Below are 24,626 nucleotides of genomic sequence, written 5' to 3'. Positions count from 1 at the left end.
CCCGTTTTTAATTTAATTTACTAATTCAAAATCAGATTTTAATTTAATATCTGCTGATGAAGCTCCAATCATAACTTCGAAATCTCCTGGTTCAGCAACCCATTCTACTTTATCATTATAGAAAGAAAGCTTTTCCTTATCGATTGTGAATTCGATTGTTTTAGATTCTCCTGCATTTAATTTCACTTTTTGGAAATCTTTCAATTCTAAAACTGGTCTTACTACAGAACCAAATTTATCTTTCAAATACAATTGCACCACTTCTTCTCCAGCTACTTTTCCGTTGTTTTTCAATTGGAAAGAAACTTTAATTGTTTCATTGCTTTTTATTTTAGTCGAAGATAATTTCAAACCAGAATAATCAAACGTTGTATAGCTTAAACCATATCCAAAAGGATATTTTGGAGAGTTTTTCAAATCGATGTAAGCTGAAACATAGTTTGTTGAGTTTTCATCTTTAGCTGGTCTTCCTGTACTAAAATGATTGTAATAGATTGGCACCTGTCCTACTTCTCTAGGGAAAGTCATTGGCAGTTTTCCTGATGGATTGTAATCTCCAAATAAAACATTTGCAATTGCATTTCCAGCTTCAGTTCCTAACCACCAAGTGTAAACAATTGCAGGAACGTTATCTGCTGTCCAGTTAAAAACTAAAGGTCTTCCAGCATTTATTAAAACTACAACTGGTTTTCCTGTTGCTTGAATTGCTTTTACTAAATCTTCTTGAACACCTGGCAAATGCAAGTCGCTTCTACTTTTTGCTTCACCACTCATGTCGCGTCTTTCTCCAATACTCAAGATTACAACATCTGCTTGTTTCGCTGTTGCAACAGCTTCTGCAAAACCATCTTTGTTTGTCCCTTCGATCTCACAACCTTTTGCGTACAATAATTTAGTGTTTTTACCCACTTTATTTTGTAAACCATCCCATTGCGAAACGATCCATTTATTGTAATCAACTTCTGGAAGTTCTACAGACCAAAAGCCCATATTTTCTTTGTATTCTTTAACCATTGGTCCAATAAATGCAATTGTTTTTACATTTTTAGAAATTGGCAAAGTCTGATTTTCATTCTTTAATAAAACAATACTTTTCTCCGCAACTTCAAGAGCCGCTTTTCTATGTTCAGGATTGTTTAATGCTTTTTCTGCACGTTTTTCATCAGAATATCTGTAAGGATCATCAAATAATCCTAATTCGAATTTCTTGCGAAGAATACGTCTTACGGCATCATCAACCAAATCAATAGAAACTCTGCCTTCTTTTACTAACTCTGCTAAATTCTTACGGTATGCATTACTTTCCATATCCATATCGCTTCCTGCAGTAATGGCCGAATAAGCAGCTTCTTTAAGATCTTTAGAGTAACCGTGTGCCACCATTTCTCCAATTGATCCCCAGTCTGAAACTACGAAACCTTGAAAGTTCCATTTTCCTTTTAAGATATCTCTCTGCAAATGCGCATTTCCAGTTGCTGGAATTCCGTTAATATCATTAAATGAATTCATAAATGTTGCTGCACCAGCGTCTAAAGCCGCTTTAAATGGTGGCAAATAGGTTTCCCATAACATTCTTTCGCTCATATCTACAGAGTTATAATCTCTTCCTCCAACTCCGGCTCCATAAGCTGCAAAGTGTTTAACGCAGGCCATAACTGAGTTTAAATCGCCTAGTTTATTTCCTTGAAAACCTTTTACTCTTGCATAAGCAATTTTAGAACCTAGATAAGTATCTTCTCCTGCTCCTTCCATTACACGTCCCCAACGAGGATCGCGGCTAATATCGACCATTGGTGCAAATGTCCAGTGAATTCCGCTTGCCGCAGCTTCTGTTGCTGCAACTCTTGCTGCTAATTCAATTGCTTGCAAATCCCAACTTGCCGCTTCAGCTAACGGAAGTGGAAAAGTAGTTTTGTAACCATGAATAACATCCTGACCAAATAACAACGGAATTTTAAGTCTTGACTGCATCGCCAATTCCTGATATCCTCTGGTATATTTTGTTCCGATTACGTTTAGCATCGAACCAATTAAACCTGCTTTTATTTCAGCTTGTTTGTTTGGGTTTATTGTAATTGGACCCGTTGCCTGATTATCGCCAGTATATTGATTTAACTGACCAATTTTTTCTTCGATTGTCATTTTCTTCAACAGATCATTGACTTTCTGATCTATTGTCTGCTGTTGTGCCGACGCTAAAAGCGAAAGCATAAACAGCATAATTGTTGTTGTTTTTTTCATGTGTTTAAGTTGTTTACCAAACGTAAGTTGCTACTGCACCCGCGTTTAAAGTGGTTGTGGTTTGTTTTTGGTTGTATTTAATATTAAATGTTGCAGCCGAAGCTCCGTCATTTTCTACAATTAAAACGGTCTGTCCAGATGGAGTTTTGAAAGCTACATTGTATAAGTTTCCTGCAATATTACTTGCAATTCTTACCGACCCTTCTGGAACAAATTTAGAAGCATGTCCGATAATATAATATCCTACTTCTCTTTTGATATTTTGGTTCTGATCGATCATCAAAGCTCCTTTGCAAGTTGAACATCCTCCTGGCGTAAAAGGCTTATAGAATTCATCATTTGCCAATCCCCAAGAAAGTGCATTTTTACTCCAGTTTCTCATAGAACCAATTACTACATTTTTCACACTCCATTTTAAGTCTGTTTCAAAATTAGTTCCCGATCCTGTATATTGTTCTGTAAAATACAAATCTTTATTTGGAAATTCATTATGAACAGTAGTCAAAGCGCTAATATCTCCTTCGTATAAGTGAAAAGCTGATCCTGCCACAAACGGATTTGCTTTTGGATCTCTTAAAATCGTCAAAGGATATTCTGGTTTGTTACAGTTGTGATCGTAAACAATAATTTTGGTTTTGATTCCTGCTTTCGCGAAAGCGGGACCTAAATGATTTCCAATAAAGTCAGCTTGCTGTTCTGCCAACATTAACAAACTTGGATTGTTTCCTGGGTGCAATGGTTCGTTTTGAGGCGTAATGGCATCAATAACAATTCCGTGAGATTTCATTGCTTGAATGTATTTTACAAAATACTGTGCATAAACTCCATAGTATTTTGGCTGTAAGCTTCCGCCTTTTGAGCTTCCGTTATCTTTCATCCAAACTGGAGGAGACCATGGAGAACCCATTATTTTAATTTTAGGATTTATGGCTAAAATCTCTTTTAAAACCGGAATTACATCGTCTAAATCTGGGCCAAGATTAAAGTGCTCCAAATTCATATCTGTTTGTCCTTCTGGCATATCATCATACGAAAAAACTTTTTCATTCAAATCTGATGCTCCAATGCTGATTCTTAAATAACTTAAACCGATTGCGTCATTTTTTCTAGAAAACAATTCCTGAAGCAAGGCCTCTCTTTTTGATTTATCCAGTTTTTTAATGGCCTGAGCACTTCCGCCCGTTAATGAAAATCCGAAACCTTCGATGGTTTGAAATTTCTCAGCTGGATTAATCTCGATTGTCTGATTTGAATTTGTTTCTGAACCAAAAACTAAATCAGTTTGTTTTTTAAGTTTTGAAGTTTCATCTGTAGTAGTAATCCAAGATTCTACTTTTCCAGAATTGGAAGTAACACTTTTTGAAGATCCGCAATTGAACTGCATCGCAATTAAAGGCAGTAAAACTAGGATTTGAAGTTTTTTGTTGATGTTTTTCATTTTTAATCTATTTCTATTAAGACAGGCAAATGATCCGACGGATATTTTAAATCTTTAGAATCACTTAACACTGCGTGTTTTTGAACAGTTAAACCACTATTTTTTGAGATAAAAATGTAGTCTAATAATAATGTTACGGGTTCGTTATGTTTGAAATCGTTGAAAGTTCCTGAAGGCCCGAAAGGTTTTTCTTTTGAAACATCTCTAGTATCATTCATTACTTTTTTGATTTCGGCAATCTGTTTTGTATCTGGTTCTGAGTTAAAATCACCCATTAAAAAAGCTGGATAATTTTTAGTATTAAGTGCCGCTATTTTAGAAAGCACAAGCTGTACGCCTTTTACTCTTGCTTCTTCACCAATATGATCTAAGTGCAGATTGAAAACCCAGAATAATTTTTTAGTTTTTAAATCTTTAAAAAGTCCGTAAGTGCAAACCCTGTTATAGGCTGCATCCCATCCTTTTGAAACTACGTTTGGAGTTTCAGATAACCAGAACGTATTAGACTGTTCTACTTTAAAACGATCTTTTTTATAGTAAATCGTACAAGCCTCTCCTAGTCCTCCTGCGTCTCTTCCTACTCCAAATCTGTTATAATTTGGCAGAGCCGATGCAATATCTAAAACTTGGTTTGGTGTTGCTTCCTGAACTCCAAAAATATCTGGACTATAAAACCCGATTTGAGATGTAAAATAGTCCTTTCGTTTTGGCCATGCATTTTCTCCATCTGAGGCAACATCCAGACGAATGTTATAGGTCATTATTTTTAAATTTTGACCAAAAAATGAGTTCACGGTTAAAAGCAGCATTACTGCAAAAACAAGTTTGTTTATCTTTTTCATGTTAAAAAATTTTAATCTTGTAAAGCTAGTGTTTACATGACTTTAAAGAAAAAAATCTATTAAAAAGTTATGTTAATTATATACTCTTACATAATCAATTTCATAGGTTGCATTTTTGAAATTTGGATCTACTGTTCCTCCAAAATTTCCTCCCATTGCTAAATTTAGAATCACAAAGAATTTGGCATTAAATGGAGTTGTACTTGAGTTTATATAAGTGTAAAATAAATTATCGTCTACAAAAAATTTGATGCTTTCGGCATCCCATTCGGCAGCATAAATATGAAACTCGGTTGTTGAGTTTGGAGCTGTTGTTGTTTTGGTGTCTGGCGTATTACCTGAACGTCCCGGAGAATGCAATGATGAGTGAATCACATTTGGATTATTTCCAACTGATTCTAAAATATCAATTTCTCCACACAAAGGCCATCCTGCTGTTTCTATATTATCTCCCAATAACCAGAAAGCTGGCCATGTCCCACCGCCAACCGGCAGTTTTGCACGAACTTCTGCTCTTCCATACTTAAAAGAAAATTTTCCTTTTGTCAGCATTCTTGTAGAAGTATATTGGCTTCCTTGATAACTTTCTTTGATTGCTGTAATCTTTAAAAGTCCATTTTCGATTTTTACATTTTCAGAGCGGTTTGTGTAATACTGTAATTCGTTATTCCCAAAACCGTTTCCATTTCCTAAATCATAACCCCATTTTGAAGTATCTGGCGCTCCATCTGTATTAAATTCGTCTGACCAGATTAATTTTCTGGCTACGAAAATATTTACGGTTGTAGAAGTATTAGTGTATTTTATTCCATTAAATGCCGTAACATCAATCGTATAGCTTTTTGTTCCTGGCTGTGTAAACTCATATGAAAAATTGTTGGTTGTAAGCTCTTTTGTTTCATTGTTTACCACAACTTTATATGACTTTGCATTAAGAGCGTCGATCTTTAAATTAATTTTTCCGCTTCCGTCTCCATTTGGCATTTCGGCAGTTTTTCCAACTACATCAACTTGAACAGAAATTTTATCGGGAGTTACCTCTACAGGAGTTTCTCCTCTATCATTATTGCTACTGCAAGACTGAAATACAAATAATAGTAATAAAGTAAATACTCCTGCTCTATTTGCGAGATTGATTATTTTCATCTTTTTATTATTTAAATGGTTTAGTTAATAAATTGAATATCAAGATAAATATTATTTTCTGCTATTTTTTTGTTTTGTTCAAAACAAAGTCAAAATAGTTCAAATTAAAACCTCCTTTTTCAAATACAGCTTTCACTTTATTTGAACCTGATTTCAATGCAACATTCGATAAAACAATTGTTTTCCACTTATCATTTCCTCCCGTAGCAGGAAGAGTAATTTCTTTTGATTTTACTCCATCTATTTCTAAGTGTAATTTCCCTCCTGCTTTTTCGCTAGAATAACGAATCGCAACATTGTAAGTTCCTTCTTTTGCATCAACAGTATATTGAGTCCATTCTCCATCTTCGATAAATGAAACTTGGTAACCATTTGAATCTTTGTCTTTGCATGGCAAAATATCAACTCCATCATTTCTCATGCTGTTGCCACGATTCCATTGATCGTCTTTTCCAGTTACCGATCTATAATTTACAAAATCAGTATCTGAATATGCTTTTCCGTTGGTTCCTAAATCGTAATGAGTTGCCGCAATTTTACCAGGAACTGCATTCTTCTTATAAGGTTTTGTATCATCTGTCTGTACTTGTCTGAACATGGCATCTACCACATCTGGCTTAACAGTTACGTTTTCCATTTTGTAATTGTCTGCCATTTTCATCAAGGTCTTTTTTGCAAATTCTGGAGATGGTTTCTGTCCGCCGTCTTTCCAATATTTCAACAGAACATCATATTCAGGAATTTTGGCAACAGAAGCTACTCCTGCGATATTGTCTATTTTTTTCATTGGCCAAAATGCCCAACCAATATTATGGCTTTCAACCAAAGTTAAAACATCCTTAAACCAGACATTAGAATTCTCTCCGCTTTCTCCCATCCAGATTGGCACATTGTATTTTTCTCTGTACTCAAGCATCTTTTCGATAGAAGCCTTGTCATTATAGTTCCAATATTTATGAAAACTTAAAGCCAGATTATCATCCCATAAAGGAAAAATTCCGTTGTAGTTATTTCCCCAGCAGTTTCCTTCTATAAAAATTAAATGATTGGTATCGACTTCACGAATGGCTTTTGTAACAGCAACCATTAAATCTCTTAAAGGTCCGTTTGAGTTTTCATCACAACCATTTTTGTTTGATCCTGTAAAATTCCAATTCGGTTCATTGATAATATCATAAGCCCCAATCCATGGATTATCACGGTAACGCGAAGCCAGTTTTTTCCACAACGCAATCATTTTTTTCTGATTGGCTTCGCTCTGCCAAAGTGCTGGTTTTGTTGTGTCAAAATCCGAAATTGCAGCATCATTTCCTTGTCCGCCTGGGGCTGCGTGCAAATCTAAAATCAGATATATTTTATTTTCTGCACACCATTTCAGTAGATTATCGGTCATGGTAAAACCTTCTTCTATCCAAGTGATTTCACCATTTTTTTCCTGCTCGATTGGCGGCGTATAAAGATTATAATGCATTGGAAGACGAATAGAATTAAATCCCCATTTTGCTAGAGAATCTATATCTCGTTTTGTAATTCCGTTTGCTTTATAGGCTGCGTAGAATTCTTTTGTTCCTTCTTCGCCAATTACATCTTGAATTTTCTGTTTAATTTGATATTGCGGACTTGCAAATGGCTGTGTCTTTAACATATAACCTTCCTGCACCATCCATCCGCCAAGGCCTAAACCTCTTAAAAGAACATTTTTGCCATTACCATCAACAATTTTTTGTCCATCTCTGTGCAAGAAACCTTGTCCAAAAGAAGCTATCGAAACTAGAAGCTGTAGTGTTAAAATTATTTTTTTCATATCGAATTGTCTCTAAATTTATTTCCAAGTATAAGTTCCAACTGATCCCGCTTCTAGCGAAGTTGTTACCCATTTCCCGTTAAATTTAATATTGAAAGTTTCTGTTGCAGAACCATCATTTTCAACAATCAACACTTTAGAACCTGAAGGTGTAATAAACGCCACGTTTTGCAAACTACCACCAGAATTGCTTTCAATTCTTATAGATCCCATCGGAACAAATTTTGAAGCATGTGCAATAATGTAATATGCTACATTACGCTCAAAACTATCACCCGACGTTATAGTAATAGCCCCTTTACACATGTTGCAGCCTCCATCTGTGTGAGGTCCAAAATTTGCATTGTTTGCGACATTCCATTCTAAGGCATTTTTGCTGTAATTTCTCATCGATCCGATAATTACATTTCGAAGATGCCATTTTAGATCGCCTTCAAATTTCCCATCAGAAGAAGTCCATTGCTCTGTAAAATATACATTTTTGGTTGGGTAAGAATTGAAAACGTTGGTTAGCGCACTAATATCTCCAGCATATAAATGGAACGCCGATCCGTCTACAAAAGAAAAAGCATCTGCATCTGCCAAGATTGCTTTTGGATAATTTGGATTATCGCAATTGTGATCGTAAGCAATAATCTTTACACTTAGATTTGCATTTTTAAATGCAGGTCCTAAACTACTTTTAATAAAATTGGCCTGATCTGTTGCAGACATATACATACTCGGGTTGTTTCCGTCATGCAAAGGCTCGTTTTGAGGAGTTACTGCATCGATTGTAATTCCTTCAGCTTTCATCTTCTGAATATATTTTACAAAATATTTAGCGTAAACATCGTAATACTCTGTTTTCAGTTTTCCTCCTTTAAAGCTAGCGACATCTTTCATCCAAATAGGCGCAGACCAAGGAGTTGCCAAGATTAAAATTTTAGGATTAATTGCTAGAATTTCTTTTAGCATAGCAATTAGATTTTTATCTTTTTCTAAACTAAATTTATCTAGATTTAAATCTGTTTCTCCAGCCGCAAGATCATTATAAGTAAAAGGAGTTGCATTTAAATCTGAAGCACCGATACTGATTCTAATATAACTTACTCCAATTGAGTTGTCTCCATTTCCAAATAATTCCTGTAAAAGAGCAGTTCTTTTTGTTGGGTTTAATTGGTTTATAACGTCTACACTTCCTCCTGTTAAGGTATATCCAAAACCATCAATAGTCTGATATTTTTGAGTAGCATTAACTTCAATATTAGCATAGGCATTTGTCGTTGTGCCAAATCCTAAAGTTCCCGATTGTTTTGCCAATAAAACGCTCTGATTTCCTTTGGTCAACCAGAAATCAACATCGTTTGTAACCACTACTGGCGGATTTACCACGGGTGGATCTACGGGTGGGTTTTCTACCGGATCACTTGAAGAAGAGCATTTTACTTGAGCCAATACAGCTGCCAAAAAGAAAAACGCTTTTATGGTATTCTTTAGATTAAATTTCATTTTATGTGGTTTTTTAGTTAGTATGGCAATTAATATACAATGGTTTGTATAGCATGTGCCGGAATTGTAATGGTTGTTTTTTCTTTCTGATTTTCTAAAGAATAAACAACTGCATTTTCAGATTGATTCATTACGATTGTAATCAATTGTCCGTCAGAATTTTTAAAAGAAGTACTTAATAAAGATTCTCCGTTTACGGTTTCTAGTACTCTTTTTGCATTTGGTCTGATGAATTTTGAGAAATGCCCAATATAATAATACATTGGAGTATAGATTAATTCATCTTTTCTAGTATCGGCATGAATTGGAGCAAAACAGAAATTACCCACATGATTAGGTCCTCCATTTTGGTCTAAAAGAATATTCCAGTCTGTCCAGCCGACAGTTCCGTTATTAAAATCATGAATCATATTGATTCCGTAACGTTCTGCATTTCCCCAAAACTGATATTTTGAAGCATCAAATTTTTCGATGCAGCCTTCTGTAAAAAGCAGATTTTTATTTGGAAATGCTTCGTGAACTTTTGCCACAGACTCGAATTGAGGTGGCCCACCATTCCAAGTTTCATACCAGTGAAATCCAATTCCCCAAGCATATTTTGAAACTTCAGGATCTGAGAAAACAAGATTTGCTCTCTTTTCCAACATATCACCTCTATTATGATCCCAAATAATTACATTTTTAGAACCCAGTCCCTCTTTTTCTAAAGTTGGTCCAAGATGATTTTTAAGAAAATCTCTTTCTGCCTCTGGGGTATAAATACAAGATTCCCATCTTTGTTTTGCCATTGGTTCGTTCTGAACCGTTAATCCCCAGATTGGAATTCCTTCTTTTTCGTATTCTTTTATGAATTTGGTATAATACAATGCCCAAGCAGGAGCAAATTCAGGCAACAAAACGCCGCCGTGCAAAATATCGTTATTGTCTTTCATGAAAGCTGGGGGACTCCAAGGGCTGACAAATAAAGTTAGTTTCCCGCCGGCTGTTTTAATTGCTTTTTTGATTAATGGAATTCTATATTTACGATCGTGGTCAATATTGAAAGTCTTTAGGTCTTTGTCTCCTTCAGAAACATAAGTATAGCTGTCACTGCTGAAATCACAGCTGTGAATGTTTGTTCTTGCCAAAGTATAACCAATACCTTTATTTTTATCGTAATAAGCAGTTAAGAATTCCTGCTGTTTTTTAGGCGATAATTTTGCAAAAACTTCTGCGCTTGCATCTGTAATTGCGCCTCCAATTCCGAGGAAAGTTTGGTCTGTTTTTTCAGTATTTACTAAAATAGATACTGTTGATGTTTTTTGTTGTGTAGTGTTGTTCTTTGAAATTAAATCATTTGATAGAGACAATTTCAAATTGGTATTTTCGGCAGTAGTATAAACCTTTATTTTATTATTTTTTTGAGCTGTCATTTTTGAGGTAAAACAGCTTAATTGCATTAAGATAAAGGCTGATAAAAATATTTGAGAGGTAACTTTCATGTTGCTTAAATAATCGTTTTAAAATTAAAAGCAAGAGAAGACTAAGATGGATGATTCAAATTAGTCCTCTTCATTACTTTACTACAAAATATTAATAAACAAGTGTTTGTATAGCGTGCGGCGGAATTTTTACTTCTGCCTTTTGATCTCCAATAATCAAATTATAAGTAAGATCGTTTGCTGATTGGTTCATGACAATAGTTGCCATGGTTCCGTCAGCATTTAAAAAAGAGGTGCTCAATAAAGCGCTTTTGCTTACAGCAGTACTTACTCGCACAGCATCTAAACGGATAAACTTTGAAAAGTGCCCGATGTAATAATAAGATGGTGTGTAGATTAATTCTCCTGTCGTCGTATCTGCATGAATTGGTGCAAAACAGAAATTTCCAACATGATTAGGTCCTCCGAACTGGTCTAAAAGAATATTCCAGTCTGTCCAAGCAACTGTTCCGTTATTAAAATCATGAATCATGTTCGTTCCGTAACGTTCTGCATTACCCCAAAACTGATACTTTGATGCGTCAAATTTTTCGATGCAGCCTTCGGTAAACATCAATTTTTTATCTGGATAAGCTTCATTTACTTTTCCAACATTATCAAACATTGGTGCACCGCCCGACCAAGTTTCGTACCAGTGAAATCCCATTCCCCAAACATATTTTGATGCTTCAGGATCAGAATAAATTACGTTGGCACGATAATTCATCAAATCACGGTTGTGATCCCAAACAATAATTTTTTTATTGCCAAGGTTTTCTTTTTTCAACGTTGGTCCAAGATAATTTTTGATGAAATCTCTTTCAGCTTCAGCTGTGTAAATACAAGATTCCCAAGTCTGTACTGCCATTGGCTCATTTTGCGTAGAAGTTCCCCAAATTGGAATACCTTCTTTTTCATAAGCTTTAATAAACTTTACATAAAAATTTGCCCAAGTCTGATAGTATTCAGGAAGCAGCGTACCGCCTTTTAATACATTTTTATTGCTTTTCATAAAAGCATTTGGAGACCAAGGAGCAACGTATGTTGTCAATTTCCCTCCAGCTTTCTGTATCGCTTGCTTTATTAAAGGAATACGATATTGTCTATCATGATCAATAGAAAAAGTCTTCAGATCTTTATCTCCTTCTTCGATATAAGAATAGCTTCCACTGCTAAAATCAGAACTTTGAATTGTTGTTCTTAGCAAAGAATAGCCAATTCCTTTTTGCTGATCGTAGTAAGCGTCTAAGAATTCTGCTTGTTTTTCTTTTGAAAGTTTTGCAAATATTTCGGCACTCGCATCTGTAATAGCTCCGCCGATTCCCATAAAAGTCTGAAATTTTTTAGCTGGCTGTACAAAAACAGAAGTTTCTGTTTCTAAAGGCTGCTTTGCGGCAGAAAAAGTCAAATTATCTGTAGTGGTTAATCGCAATTTAGAGTTTTCTGCAGTAGTATAAACGGTTATTTTTTTTCCGTTGGTTGTAAACTCTTTTTTTGTTTTTGGCTGTTGTGCAAAAGCAGCAGCTGAAAACAAAAGGCATAAAATTTTTAGGCTATTTTTTTTCATTCGCTTCCAATTATTATGATTTTAAATTGAAGTTTAGAAGAAATCAAAATCGAGTTCTACCATTGAAGGATTTAAAAAATAGCCCATACTCATAATGATTATGGGCTATTTACAACCAAACTTAAACTTAAACTTAAACTTAACTTAACTTTTTATTTTCCTCTGAACTCAACTTTTTTGATTGTAATTGGCTCATTAGTGCTTTTATTACTTCCTGATCTAATTAAAAGATATATTTTTCCGCTTTCAGAGAATTTGACAACATTGGTAACTGTTCCTGTTACTTTATTTTTCTTACAGCCGATTGCAGACAATCTTCCCGCAAATTTAGATGTCCCACAGCCATCCCAAGTACTTATTCCCATTACTACGTTATCATTGTATTCAACACCTGGTTTTGGCGCTGATGTACCAGCATATACTTCAAACCAAGTCTCATCTAAACCGCTAGGGCAAGAAATTGTCATATCAATAGTATACTCTCTGTCTTTTACAACGTCGATTGCTTGATAAATACCTTCTTGAGCTCCTCCGCCTGGTAAATGAATGGTAGCACCATTAGTACCATAAGACCAAAAAGCTGCGCCTGATGGGCTTAATTGTGCACTAGTCCATTTAGCTACATCAGCAGCTGTTGCAAAATTTCCACCTTGCACCAAGTTTCCTTTTGCTGGATCTGTTTGTGCAACAACAATCTGTTGAGAAGAAGATGCCATTGCAGCTCCTGCTCCTACGGCTGTGTGTGTAATAGTATATGTTCCTGCATCAGGCAAAGAAATCACTTGATTCATTTTTCCATTACTCGCACCATCGCCTAGATCCCATTGCGAAAGAATTACTCCTTTAGGCTGTGCCGTAAGAAGATAAGTATTCATAGCACCTGCAACTGGTGTAATTGTAAACGAAGGATCTACATTTGTAGCTACAAGAGGGTTTTCATTAACTTCTTCGCTACAGCTGTTTAGTGTTCCTAATGCTAAAGCTAGCATTAGGTATACACTTTTTCTTAAATATATATTTAGGTTCATTTCTCTTTGTTTTGGTTAATTAGTAAGACTATTGATAGTTAGGATTTTGTTTCAATTTAGTACCATTAAGTTCTGTGTACGGAATTGGGAAAATCTCATCTGTTCCAGCATCAAAACCTCTATCAGATAATGCAGCCGCTGCATCTCCCCATCTTACTAAATCAAAGAATCTGTGTCCTTCACCTGCTAATTCCATTCTTCTTTCATTCTTGATAGCAGCTAATGTTACAGGAACTGAAGGTAATCCAACTCTTTCTCTAACTGCGTCAAGTAATGCTTGAGCTCTTGGGCCTGATCCTAAAGCTTCTGCTTCCATCAAATAAGTATCTGCAAGTCTGATTACATAAGAGTTTTGTTTGTAGTTCAACTCTGAGTTACCACCACCTGTACTAACATCTGATTGTCTTGGAAGATATTTGTTCAAGAAATATCCTGTGTCTTGATAAGCTGGAATATAATCTGCTTTTCCTGCTGCTTTTAATGCTTTTAAGTCAAGAATTGTAGCATCCTTACGTGGATCGCCTTGCATTGCATCATATAATTTTTGAGTTGCAACGTTAAAAGCCCATCCTGCTGGAAGATCTGGTGCATCTGAGCCTTTTGGTCTAGAATATCCTCTAGGTCCAACCATAATGTTTAAAGAGTTCCCTTCGTCTCTACCATTCCCCCAGAAAGTCCAATCAGAGTTTCCTGCACTACTGTGAGATACTTCGATTAATGACTCAGCATTAAATTTGTTTGATGTTACCCATAAATCGCTAAACTTATCTAGTAATTTATTACCATATTGGTTTGTCCCTCCTGGAGTACCATTTACTTCTGCTAAAATTGCTGCTGCTTGAGGTTTTTTACCTTCAAACAAAAGCACTTTTCCTAAAAGCGCCTGAGCTGCTCCTTTGTTAAATCTTCCTGATTCAGTATCTGCCACTACAGTATTTGGTAAATCTGCAATAGCTTCTGTTAAATCTTTTTCGATTTGAGCATAAATTACTTCTGGTGCAACTTGCTCTGGATTATAGATCGTTTCTGTAGTTAACGGCTCTAAAACTAAAGCAAGGTTTTTGAACATTCTTACTAAATTAAAATAGTAAAACGCACGTAATGTTTTAGCTTCTGCAGCAAATCTCTTTCTAACTCCATCGTTCATATTAGCTGCTGGCAATTTAAATAACAAAAGATTTGCTCTAGAAATACCTTGGTAATGATCGTTCCAGTAACTTGCTGGAATAGTAATTGAAGAAAGTGAGTGTGTAGAGAAATTTTGAATCCCAGTTCCATCTGTAGAACTACCTCCACCAGCATAAAAATCATCAGAGCCAGCATTTAGCATTGCTACTAAGTTTTCGAAACCACCTGTATTTTTTCTCAATGGATCGTAAACCCCCACTAAAGCAGCATAACATTGCTGCTCGTTAGAAAAATAAGTACTTGTATCAAATTTTCCTTCCGGATTAGTGGTCACAAAATCTTCAGAACAAGATCCTAGAACTGCCAGTGCCACAGCTATATAAATATATTTAAATTTTATCGTTTTCATGATTCTTTAATTTTTTTAAAATTGAACGTTAGCTCCAAACAGAATAGATCTTGCTTGCGGATAAACTCCTTTATCTATACCAAAAACTTGGCCTCCAATTTCTGGATCAAATCCAGTATATTTTGTAAAAGTGATTAAGTTCTCTCCTGTTAGGTAAAAACGTAATTTATCTGCTCCAATTTTAGATGATAAACTAACTGGCATTGTGTATCCAAGAGTTACCACTTTTAAACGTAAGTAGTTTCCATTTTCCAAGTAAAAATCAGACATGTTTGTGTAGTTTTTATTTGGGTCATTGTTTGTCAATCTTGGGTAATCGTTAGAAGTTCCTTCTCCAACCCAACGCTCTAAAGCTTTAGTTTGGTAGTTTGCATTAAGTACATCTAATCTTCTTAAACCTTGGAAAATTTTGCTTCCCGCAGCTCCTTGAGTAAATGCCATAAAATCGAAGTTTTTGTAGTCTAAGTTTACTGTGAAACCAAAAGTATATTTAGGAATATTTGTTCCTAAGAATTGTTTATCATCTTCAGTAATAGCTCCATCCCCATTAGAATCTACCCAACGGAAATCTCCAGGTCTAGCATTTGGCTGAATTAAACCTCCACTTGCATTTTTGTATGCTGCAACTTCAGCTTCATTTTGGAAAATTCCAGCTGTTTTAAATCCGTAGAATTCGTTAAATGAATGTCCAACTTGTGTTCTTGTTACAGGTCCCATAGATTGGAATGTAGCATCTCCAACAATGAAATTAGTAGATGATCCTACATAAGTAATTTCGTTTTTCAAGTAAGCAAAGTTTGCATTAACTCCTAAATTAAAGTCTCCAAGTCTTTTCTTGTACCCTAATTCAACCTCCAAACCGCTATTGTCCATATCTGCAATGTTAGCAGAAGGTGCATCAGTTGCTCCAACATATCCAGGAATTACAACGTTTCTTAAGATTCCTTTTGTTGATTTTTTGTAATAATCAAGTGTAAGAGAAAAATCATTGAATAATTTTGCGTCAAGGCCTACAGTAGTTTGAGATGTTTCTTCCCATCCTAAGTTTGCATTTGGCAAAGTAGAGTTTCCGTATCCAGTTGTAATACTTCCTGAATTTCCAATAGCATAATTGTAACCTCCTACAACCGTAGCTCTATATTTAAATTCTTCAATGTTATCATTACCTACCACTCCGTAACCTCCACGGAATTTCAAAGTGTTTACCACATTGTTTTCTTTCCAAAAACCTTCTTTAGAAACTACCCATCCTAAAGAGAATGAAGGGAAAACTCCAAATTTATTGTTTTCACCAAAACGAGTTGATCCATCACGACGAACGATACCAGTAAAAAGATATTTCTCCATGTAATCGTAGTTGGCACGTAAGAACAATGAAGCTAATTTGTGTTCTACTTTATCGCTTGTTCTTGTTGTTCTATCAGTTTGAGGAATATCAAAATTCCAAGAAGCATCTTTGTAGCTTGTAATTGGAAGACCAAACATTGTTGTTCCGATAGTACTACCAATATTTTCTACATAAGCACCTTGTCCAGCTAAAACACTTACATTATGATCTCCAAATTTGTTAGCATAAGACAACGTATTTTCCAAAGTCCAAGAAAGTGCTTTCTCATTATTTTGGTTGTAGTTGTTTCTGTCAGCTTTCATGTTTGGATTTAAGAAGTTAACCGGAGTAAACATTTCATTCCCCCAATAAGCTAACTTACCACCAAGTGTTGTTCTAAATTTTAAATGACTAGTGATGTTAGCCTCTAAATAAGCATTACCAACAAAATCGTCTGACCAGTCAAATCCTCCTAATCTAGTTTGAGTATAAGCTAGAGGATTTGTCATCTCTTGTTGTACTAGAGAAGAGATTCCGTAAGGATTTCCATTTGCATCTCTAACAACATTTGGGTTTGTGTAATAACCTGAGTTTGCTACAGCAGGATCAGTAACTACAAGTGGAGTAAGCGGATCTAAGTTAATTGCAGAGCTTAAAGGTCCACCAAACTCATTATTTACGTTACCAATTCCTTTTGTTTTTTGGTGTGTATATCCAAAAGTCTGTCCGAAAGTAAAGTAATCAGAAATTTTGTGTGTTGAGTTTAATCGGAAATTCTTCTTTGTATAGTTAGAAATATCTGTCACAACAATACCTTGCTGATCTTGAATTCCAAAAGAAGCATAGAAAGTAGATTTTTCGCCACCACCGCTAATGCTTAATTCATGAGTGTATCTGAATGCAGAATCGTTAAAAATTGCATCTTGCCAATTTGTTCCTTTACCGAAAGCAGCTGGATTTGGATATTTAATAGCACCACCATCATTCAAAGATTTTTCATTCATAAGAGTTGCATACTGAGTCGCATTCAACATATCTAATTTTTTAGCTGGAGCTGAAATACCTGCAAAACCATTATAGTTTACAGAAATTTTTCCTGATTTTCCTTTTTTAGTAGTTACTAAAATAACCCCAGTTGCAGCACGAGTACCATAGATTGCCGCAGAAGCAGCATCTTTAAGCACCTCGATAGACTCAATGTCAGATTGATTAATAAAACCAACTGCACCAGCATCTACAGCAATTCCATCAACTACCCATAAAGGATCATTTCCCCCTTCTCTAAAAGTAGTTATACCTCTAATACGAACTTTAGACGCTGCACCAGGACTTCCAGAAGTTGCAGCAACAGAAACCCCTGCTACTCTACCCTGTAAAGCTTGCTCAACTCTTCCGTTTGGTACTTTTTCAAGATCAGCTGATTTGACACTTGAGATTGCACCTGTTACAACAGATTTCTTTTGAGTTCCATATCCAACAACTACAACCTCATTTAAAGATTGTGATTCTGGTTTTAATTGAATTGTAATTTTTGTTCTTCCGTTTACTGCTTCTGTTACTGTAGAGTAACCAATAAAAGTAATTGTTAATGATCCGTTTGAAGGTGCCTGAATCTGGAATTTTCCGTCAAAGTCTGACGCAGTAGATTTAGTAGTACCTTTTAATAAAACTGTTGCACCTGGAACAGGCAAACCATTTTCATCATTGATTATTCCATTTACTGTGACATCCTGAGCCACAGCTATAACCGAGAATAATAAAGATGAAATACAAAAAACAAGTAATTTTGTTAATTTCATTTTTCTAAAAATTTTGGTTAATTAATTAGTAATTTGATGCAATACTAAAACTAAATTTTCACTTTTCATATCTAAAAATCATTACAAAAACACATCAAAAAGAAAAAATTAATATTATAAAAACACATCAAAAATTATATAAAACATTAATTAACAATGTTTTAAAAAAATAAAAAATAGTACTAAAGAAAAGTTAATATTAAAAAATAACACTACACTATTGTTTTGCCTCGATATCTTATTAAAAATTATTAAAACTACAACGTGGTAGTAGCAACAAACATCATATAAACAGCTATTTTACAAATAATTACAAGCTAAAAAACTCCTTTTTATACAAAATCTGGAAAATAGAGAATATGATATTTTTACCCTACTTTTTTTACATTATTAACAATAATTTTTAACAGAAGAAAAATCTTATTTTTTATATTGTTACAAGAAATAACTTACAAACCAATGTGTTATTAAGCATATTAAAGCCTACATTTTACCTTGTAAAATTGAAAAAAAGGTGCCTTTTTATGAAAATTGGCGAATTAACCCATTTTAGAGTGAAACATTCAAAACTTGAAACGTGGTTTTATCACAGGAAGTACTTCTAAAATTAACAAAAGGATTATTAAGACAGAATCAAAGAGAATCTTAAAACCAGCCAAAGAGTTTGATTTCAAGTTTTAAAACTCCAAAAAAAACGCTATAATTGAAACTAAAAAAGAATTTACAGAAAACTAGCTGAAAAATTAACCAACATCGAACTTCTTAATGTTTTTTAAGCCTATTTAATAACATATTAGTTATAGGAAATGAACTGCTCTGTAATAGCAAAAAAATAGCCCATAATCGAAATTATGGGCTACCCAGGCAATAAACTTAACTTAAACTAACCATAGTTTAAATCTTAAAATACGCTTGCGTTTATTTATAACGAAGCATAGGAGGTTTGAAATTCGAAAAAGGAATCTTTTAGTCTTCCTTTTTCGAAATAACTAACACAAAAAATATTATTCAGGTTTATAAACAAAAGTCCAACCTGTTGTTTTGTCTTTTAAACTTCTTGGTACATACAATATTAATTTGTCTTCTGTAAGTGTAATAATAGTATACTCATTAGCCGCATTTCCAGCTTCGTATCCTAAAATTTTCGAATTATTGATGAATAACTTTTTATTAGAAATATCCATAACAAAACTTCCCTTTTCAGCGGTTGCAGAAGCCGTTTCATAGTGATTATAGTTTGCTGCACCATTTAAGTCGAAGTGCATTTTACCACTTACATCCAACGGAGGACAGCAGTCGCCCGCATTCCACCACGCGCTCATAGCTGAATCTGGATTATCTGGAGGAGACATAAACCAGTACTGATCACCTGTACCTGCAACACCATCAAATATCCATGTCTTACCTGCTACAGTGTTGGTACTAACTAGGTCATACCAATCTTGATCTAATGGGGTATCAAGTTTATCAACTTGCACATCTATCGTTTTTGTAAAAAATTCGCCTCCTAAAGTTCCTACGAATGTAAAAGTTGATTTACCAGGAATCGGATACACAATAGTTGTTTCATTTGTAAGAGCTTTTCCTAAATTATAATCCCAGTACCCCGTAACACCAGGTGTATTCATACTTAAGGTAATTGTATTACCTTTTACAGAATTTTGCGAAGAAGTTAATTCAACTCCAGCAACGTCTGTCGAATTCTGTAAATGCTGTTCATCTACAATTGGGTCGCACGCCGAAAAGACCAGCGTAAAGGCAGCAATTAGTAAATATTTTATATTATGAATTTTCATCTTTCTAAGTATTAATAGTTATTAAATATTACCAACCCGGGTTCTGATTATAAACTCCATTTAGTAGTCTTATTTCAGTTTCAGGAATCGGAACTAAACCTTTGGTTTCAGATCTGTATTTTACACTATAATTAGCTGTAACTCCAGAGTTTCTAACCTGAATCACATCATTAAATGCTGTGTCAACATCTCCCCAACGAACTAAGTCAAACCAATGCAATCCTTCGAAAGCTAATTCGTGCAAACGCTCTGCTTTGATATTATCAAGAGAATATCCAAGTGGTCCTAAATGCGCTCTCAACCTTACCGCATTCATACCCTCTGGCGTTTTGGTAATTTCAGAATGCATTAATAATACGTCTGCAAAACGCATAAAAATAAAGTCTTGAGCATGCATTAACTGCATATCTGTAATTTTCCAATCATACATTTGAACAAACATACCAACATTTGATCCTTTACCATTATCGTGCTGTAATGAAACATATTTTTTATTAAAATAACCTGTTTCATGATCTCCTTTATCTGCCGCATAATTACCCGTTCCTTGTTCTGCTTTACCCACTTCAAGTATAGATCCTCTTTTTCTTGGGTCGGCATCATCCCATCCTGCAAATAATTTTGGATTTACAGTACACCATCCCCAACCTTCTCCAAAAGGCACTAATGAATTACCACGCAATGAATTAAATAGGGCAAGTCTATTGGTATAACTCTGACCATTTGTCCAATCCCAGTTACCAAAAGAATATCTTTGCATAAACATCGTTTCAAAGTTTCCTGTTCCAAATGTTGGTGCAGCACCATCTTGACCTACCCATGACAAACCTTCTGCTGCAGCCCAAGGCAGTACATTGTCATTTTTTGCACTTTTATTTACATAAGAATAAGGCCAAAGATTTCTAAAATCAGACGCTAACTTGTAACCACTATTATTGATACAATCGTCTAAATAAGCTGCAACTTGTGTTGCTGTTAAAGCACCGCCTTCAGCAAGAGGTAAATCTGCTGTTGCTTGCTTTTCGATATTACTCATATAACCTGTATAAAACAAAAACACACGTCCCATATATGCTTCTGCAACCCATTTATTAGCATGACCGTATCTTGCAGTCGGAATGCTTGGAAACGGTGTAGAAGGCATGGTTTCAATAGCTAGTTTTAAATCAGACGCAATTTGTGCGAATGTCTCACTATAAGTCGATCTAGCAACTAATCTATCTCCATCATATTTTATAACCAATGGCACTCCTCCAAAGAATTTTGCTAATCTGAAGTAAAAGAAAGCTCGCATAAACAAAGCTTCCCCAAGAGCTTGCTTTTTAAATTCCTCTGCTAGTTGTGGCGTATCAAAATACTTAGAAAAATCTGCATCTGGAACTTTTTCAATAATGGCATTTGCTCTCGAAATTCCGTTATATGATTGTCTCCACATATCGCGATAGGTATCTTCAGCAGGATCTTCAAAATTATCTACCCATTTTGCCGATTTATCATCAGGACCTCCCCCACCAAGCATCATATTATCCATCAAGTTTGCAGCTACTTGTTCTTCACTATGCACATTTGCTGTATAGATAGCATTGTAAATACCTGCCATTGCTTCGTCTATATCAGTAGGAGATTTATAAAAACTAGTTAAACTCTTTTCTGAAAGGTTCTCCGTATCCAGTTCATCATTACAGCCATACACTGCAAAAATTGCTGAAATTGCCACTATATATCTTAGTTTTTTCATTTTCAATGTTTTAATTATTAGAAATCTGCACTTAATCCAAACATTACTGTTCTAGATTGTGGATATAAACCTAAATCCACTCCAGAAGCCCATGAATAGTTTGTATTATCTCCTCCCCAACGCACTTCTGGATCCATACCATCATACTTTGTAAATGTGTATAAGTTATTTACAGCAACGTAGAATTTAAGATTTGAAATAAATTTAATGTCTTTCAATAACTCATTAAAATTATAACCCACTGTTAAATTGTTAATTCTTAAATAATCAGCATTGTGCATGTAGATATCCGAAATGTAATTTGTATTTCTATTTGACACAGAACTTAAACGAGGCATTTTGTTTGAAGTTCCCTCTCCATGCCAACGATCAAATACATCTGAAGTATAGTTTTGTTTTGGACTATCAGCAAATGATCTATACGACTGCATTACTTGCATACCATATTTCCCAGCCATTGTAGTGTTCAAATAAATATTTTTATACTCAAAGTTTAATTGGATTCCTAATTGGAAATTTGCATTTGGATCTCCAAGAATTACTTTATCTTTTTCATCAATAACACCATCATTATTCTGATCAACAAAACGAACATCTCCAGGACGTTGGTCACTAAAATACGGCTGACCTGTAGGTCCTACATAAGCATCTACTTCTTTTTGGTTCTGTAAAATTCCTGCTGTTTTAAAACCGTAGAAAGACCCAATTGGATAACCTACTTGCGCTCTAGAAATTTCTGATGTCCCTTGTGATAAAACGTGAGCCAAACCATTAATTATACCGTTTCCATTGTCAATCCTTGTAACTTCATTTTTGTTAAAAGCACCGCTTACAGTTATACCATATTTAAAATCTCCTGCTTTATCTTTCCAAGATAAAGAAAGTTCATAACCTTTGTTTTCAATATCCCCTCCATTTTTATAAGGATCATCGGCACCAGCAGTTCCTGGCAACTGCGCTTTAACCAACCAGTCTCTAGTTGTTTTCTTATACCAATCAAATGTTACCCCTAATCTTGATCTGAAAAAACTTGCATCTAATCCTAAATCTAATTGCTCAGATGTTTCCCAGCTAACTGTTGGATTAGGTACTGACGCAGGATATGCAGTCTGGCCAGAAACCGGTTTGGTATCTCCAAAGAAGTAACCAGGGAAAGCATATTTAATACTAGATGTATAATAGAAAGCATAATCTGTATATTGGTTACCATTTTGTCCCCAGCTTGCTCTCAACTTCAAGAAATCAAGGTATTTTGAAGTACCTGCCATAAAATCTTCCTTAGTTAAAACCCATCCAGCAGCCACTGATGGGAAGTTACCATACTGATAGCCTTTTGCAAAATTGGAAGATCCGTCACGACGTATAACGGCTGAAAGAAGATACTTTTCTTTATAATCATACTGTGCACGTGCAAAATAAGACATAATTGCACCTCCACCAGCAGCTTTATCAAAACCTGTGGTATTAATATCTGCTATAGAACTTGGGCTTTTCGTATTGTCTAAATAAGCATATTTTGGATCATTAGGGAACGACAAACCATTTCTTGAACCGTAAATATTATTTTCAACAATTCTTTTCCATAGCTCTGTACCAATTACAGCGTTAATATTATGATTTCCAATTTGTTTTTGATATGCAAGAGTATTTGTCCAAGTTGAGTTTGCACCAAAATATTGAGATTGCGTAGCTCCATCAACTGCATCATCATAAAGCACTCCTAAATGGTATGTTGGATTCATTGTTCTGTTATATCCAAACCATGAATCAATTCCGTATACCGTTTTAAATCTTAGATTCGAAATTGGCTCAACTTCTAAAAATACATTACCTATGATTTTATGGTCTTTCGGGTAATTATAATTACTTCTATAGTACATTACCGCCAAAGGATTTGTCTGATTTGTATTTAAACCGTCTAATGTAGGTGTAAATCCGTATTCATTAATATTTCTATCAATTGCTGTCTGCCAATATGCAGGCTGTAATGGGTTTTGAGTTAGCGCATTGTGTAGATCATTACCATAAATATTTCCATTAGAAACGTCACGTTTTTGAATATTGGTATATGTTACATTTTCTCCAACAGTAATAATATTGTGGCTTTCATTCTTTTTCAAAACCATTTGCGTATTCAACCTTGTAGTTAATCTTTTAAATCCTGCGTCTACAATATTACCTCCCAATATACCATCTTGATCAAAGTACGAAACCCCCAATGAATAGGTAATATCTTCACTTCCTCCTGTAATATTAATAGAATGATTTACAACAGGAGCATCCTTTTTAGACATTTCGTTGATCCAATTAGTACCTGTCCATCCTTTTTGCAATTTATCCCATATCTCGTTTCCAAGTTGAGTTCCTGCTCCAGGATAATTTCGCTCCAGCCAATCGTTACTAGTTAACATTGCTTTCCAGTCATTTGGCGCAAGTCCGTCGTTAACCCTTCCTTCGTCTTGGATATACATATACTCTTGTGCGTTTAAAGGATCCAGATTTTTGTAGATGTTTTGAATTCCGAAATAAGAATCATACGAAATTCTAGCTGGTTTTCCTTTACGTCCTTTCACTGTAGTTACCAAAACAACTCCATTTGCTGCTCTAGAACCATAGATTGCTGCAGAAGCCGCATCTTTAAGAACGTCTATAGATTCGATATCTGAAGGGCTCAAGTAATCTATATCTCCTACAGCAACTCCATCTACAATATACAATGGATTAGAATTTCCGATTGTACCGATACCACGGATGACAACTTTAGTACCAGCTCCTGGTGAACCACTATTTCTTGTGATACTAATACCTGGCGCAATACCTTGAAGTGCTTCCATCGCAGATCCAGTGTTCAATTCTTGTAACGTTTCTCCTTTTAAGTTTGTAGAAGCACCGGTAATCAAAGCTTTCTTTTGTGTACCGTACCCGATTACCACAACTTCATTTAAACTTTGAGACACTGCCTTAAGTACAATCGTGAGCTTAGTTTTGCCACCAATTACCTCATTTACAGTTTCAAAACCAACGAAACTGATTATCAACGTTCCGTTAGAGGGAGCACTGATCTGAAATTTCCCATCAAAGTCAGATGCAGTTGCCTTATTCGTTCCCTTTACTAAAACCGTCGCACCTGGGACGGGTAATCCACTTTCGTCATTAATGATTCCATTTATGGTCACATCCTGAGCAAATGCGACTACAGAAAACAGTAAAGACGAAACACAAAAAATAAATAATTTTGTTAATTTCATTTTTCTAAAAATTTTGGTTAATTAATTAGTAATTTGATGCAATTATAATGTTAAATTTTAATAAGTATTATATTAAATTTCTTTACAAAAACACCTCAAACTAAATATTAACACACTACAAAAACATAACATTTATTTTACAATTAATTAATTTTCAGCGATTT

General features: G+C 34.9%; 14 protein-coding genes. All 14 read right to left on the bottom strand.

The annotated features are described in order from the left end of the window. Positions 1 to 12: 12 nt before the first annotated feature. The gene (locus OZP10_RS11760; protein WP_281631088.1) at positions 13 to 2,241 is read right to left on the bottom strand and encodes a glycoside hydrolase family 3 N-terminal domain-containing protein; all 2,229 of its coding nucleotides are present in this window, start codon (positions 2,239 to 2,241) and stop codon (positions 13 to 15) included. A 13-nt stretch (positions 2,242 to 2,254) separates the two neighbouring features. Then, positions 2,255 to 3,679 (bottom strand): glycoside hydrolase family 30 protein, encoded by a 1,425-nt coding sequence (locus OZP10_RS11755; protein WP_281631087.1) that lies wholly within the window; start codon positions 3,677 to 3,679, stop codon positions 2,255 to 2,257. A gap of 2 nt (positions 3,680 to 3,681) precedes the next feature. Further along, the gene (locus OZP10_RS11750; RefSeq protein WP_281631086.1) at positions 3,682 to 4,521 is read right to left on the bottom strand and encodes an endonuclease/exonuclease/phosphatase family protein; all 840 of its coding nucleotides are present in this window, start codon (positions 4,519 to 4,521) and stop codon (positions 3,682 to 3,684) included. A 72-nt stretch (positions 4,522 to 4,593) separates the two neighbouring features. Beyond that, complete coding sequence (locus OZP10_RS11745) at positions 4,594 to 5,667, bottom strand: glycoside hydrolase family 16 protein (protein WP_281631085.1); 1,074 nt, start codon at positions 5,665 to 5,667, stop codon at positions 4,594 to 4,596. A gap of 61 nt (positions 5,668 to 5,728) precedes the next feature. Then, positions 5,729 to 7,471, bottom strand: coding sequence for a cellulase family glycosylhydrolase (locus tag OZP10_RS11740; protein WP_281631084.1), 1,743 nt, complete (start codon positions 7,469 to 7,471; stop codon positions 5,729 to 5,731). A gap of 18 nt (positions 7,472 to 7,489) precedes the next feature. Continuing rightward, entirely contained in the window at positions 7,490 to 8,962 is a 1,473-nt protein-coding gene (locus tag OZP10_RS11735; protein ID WP_281631083.1) for a glycoside hydrolase family 30 protein, read from the bottom strand. Between the two features lie 29 nt (positions 8,963 to 8,991). After that, complete coding sequence (locus tag OZP10_RS11730) at positions 8,992 to 10,374, bottom strand: glycoside hydrolase family 30 protein (RefSeq protein WP_432419400.1); 1,383 nt, start codon at positions 10,372 to 10,374, stop codon at positions 8,992 to 8,994. A gap of 160 nt (positions 10,375 to 10,534) precedes the next feature. Next, complete coding sequence (locus tag OZP10_RS11725; protein ID WP_281631081.1) at positions 10,535 to 11,989, bottom strand: glycoside hydrolase family 30 protein; 1,455 nt, start codon at positions 11,987 to 11,989, stop codon at positions 10,535 to 10,537. A 152-nt stretch (positions 11,990 to 12,141) separates the two neighbouring features. Then, positions 12,142 to 13,017: a hypothetical protein gene (locus OZP10_RS11720; RefSeq protein ID WP_281631080.1), complete on the bottom strand. Its 876-nt coding sequence runs from the start codon at positions 13,015 to 13,017 to the stop codon at positions 12,142 to 12,144. Between the two features lie 28 nt (positions 13,018 to 13,045). Then, positions 13,046 to 14,554: a RagB/SusD family nutrient uptake outer membrane protein gene (locus tag OZP10_RS11715; protein ID WP_281631079.1), complete on the bottom strand. Its 1,509-nt coding sequence runs from the start codon at positions 14,552 to 14,554 to the stop codon at positions 13,046 to 13,048. A gap of 15 nt (positions 14,555 to 14,569) precedes the next feature. Further along, on the bottom strand, positions 14,570 to 17,680 hold the full coding sequence (locus OZP10_RS11710; protein WP_281631078.1) for a SusC/RagA family TonB-linked outer membrane protein: 3,111 nt from the start codon (positions 17,678 to 17,680) through the stop codon (positions 14,570 to 14,572). A gap of 1,004 nt (positions 17,681 to 18,684) precedes the next feature. After that, complete coding sequence (locus OZP10_RS11705) at positions 18,685 to 19,476, bottom strand: hypothetical protein (protein WP_281631077.1); 792 nt, start codon at positions 19,474 to 19,476, stop codon at positions 18,685 to 18,687. 28 nt (positions 19,477 to 19,504) lie between these two features. Then, entirely contained in the window at positions 19,505 to 21,214 is a 1,710-nt protein-coding gene (locus tag OZP10_RS11700; RefSeq protein ID WP_281631076.1) for a RagB/SusD family nutrient uptake outer membrane protein, read from the bottom strand. Between the two features lie 17 nt (positions 21,215 to 21,231). Next, the gene (locus OZP10_RS11695) at positions 21,232 to 24,462 is read right to left on the bottom strand and encodes a SusC/RagA family TonB-linked outer membrane protein (protein WP_281631075.1); all 3,231 of its coding nucleotides are present in this window, start codon (positions 24,460 to 24,462) and stop codon (positions 21,232 to 21,234) included. Positions 24,463 to 24,626 lie beyond the last annotated feature (164 nt).

The organism is Flavobacterium luteolum (assembly GCF_027111275.1).
Classification (GTDB): domain Bacteria; phylum Bacteroidota; class Bacteroidia; order Flavobacteriales; family Flavobacteriaceae; genus Flavobacterium; species Flavobacterium luteolum.
Note: the sequence above shows the minus strand (reverse complement) of the source record. Positions and strands in the feature narration are given on the sequence as shown.

Excerpts from the sequence above, each read along its gene's own strand:
- OZP10_RS11760 (WP_281631088.1), bottom strand. The coding sequence starts at position 2,241 with ATGAAAAAAACAACAACAATTATGCTGTTTATGCTTTCGCTTTTAGCG.
- OZP10_RS11755 (WP_281631087.1), bottom strand. The coding sequence starts at position 3,679 with ATGAAAAACATCAACAAAAAACTTCAAATCCTAGTTTTACTGCCTTTA.
- OZP10_RS11750 (WP_281631086.1), bottom strand. The coding sequence starts at position 4,521 with ATGAAAAAGATAAACAAACTTGTTTTTGCAGTAATGCTGCTTTTAACC.
- OZP10_RS11745 (WP_281631085.1), bottom strand. The coding sequence starts at position 5,667 with ATGAAAATAATCAATCTCGCAAATAGAGCAGGAGTATTTACTTTATTA.
- OZP10_RS11740 (WP_281631084.1), bottom strand. The coding sequence starts at position 7,471 with ATGAAAAAAATAATTTTAACACTACAGCTTCTAGTTTCGATAGCTTCT.
- OZP10_RS11735 (WP_281631083.1), bottom strand. The coding sequence starts at position 8,962 with ATGAAATTTAATCTAAAGAATACCATAAAAGCGTTTTTCTTTTTGGCA.
- OZP10_RS11730 (WP_432419400.1), bottom strand. The coding sequence starts at position 10,374 with ATGACAGCTCAAAAAAATAATAAAATAAAGGTTTATACTACTGCCGAA.
- OZP10_RS11725 (WP_281631081.1), bottom strand. The coding sequence starts at position 11,989 with ATGAAAAAAAATAGCCTAAAAATTTTATGCCTTTTGTTTTCAGCTGCT.
- OZP10_RS11720 (WP_281631080.1), bottom strand. The coding sequence starts at position 13,017 with ATGAACCTAAATATATATTTAAGAAAAAGTGTATACCTAATGCTAGCT.
- OZP10_RS11715 (WP_281631079.1), bottom strand. The coding sequence starts at position 14,554 with ATGAAAACGATAAAATTTAAATATATTTATATAGCTGTGGCACTGGCA.
- OZP10_RS11710 (WP_281631078.1), bottom strand. The coding sequence starts at position 17,680 with ATGAAATTAACAAAATTACTTGTTTTTTGTATTTCATCTTTATTATTC.
- OZP10_RS11705 (WP_281631077.1), bottom strand. The coding sequence starts at position 19,476 with ATGAAAATTCATAATATAAAATATTTACTAATTGCTGCCTTTACGCTG.
- OZP10_RS11700 (WP_281631076.1), bottom strand. The coding sequence starts at position 21,214 with ATGAAAAAACTAAGATATATAGTGGCAATTTCAGCAATTTTTGCAGTG.
- OZP10_RS11695 (WP_281631075.1), bottom strand. The coding sequence starts at position 24,462 with ATGAAATTAACAAAATTATTTATTTTTTGTGTTTCGTCTTTACTGTTT.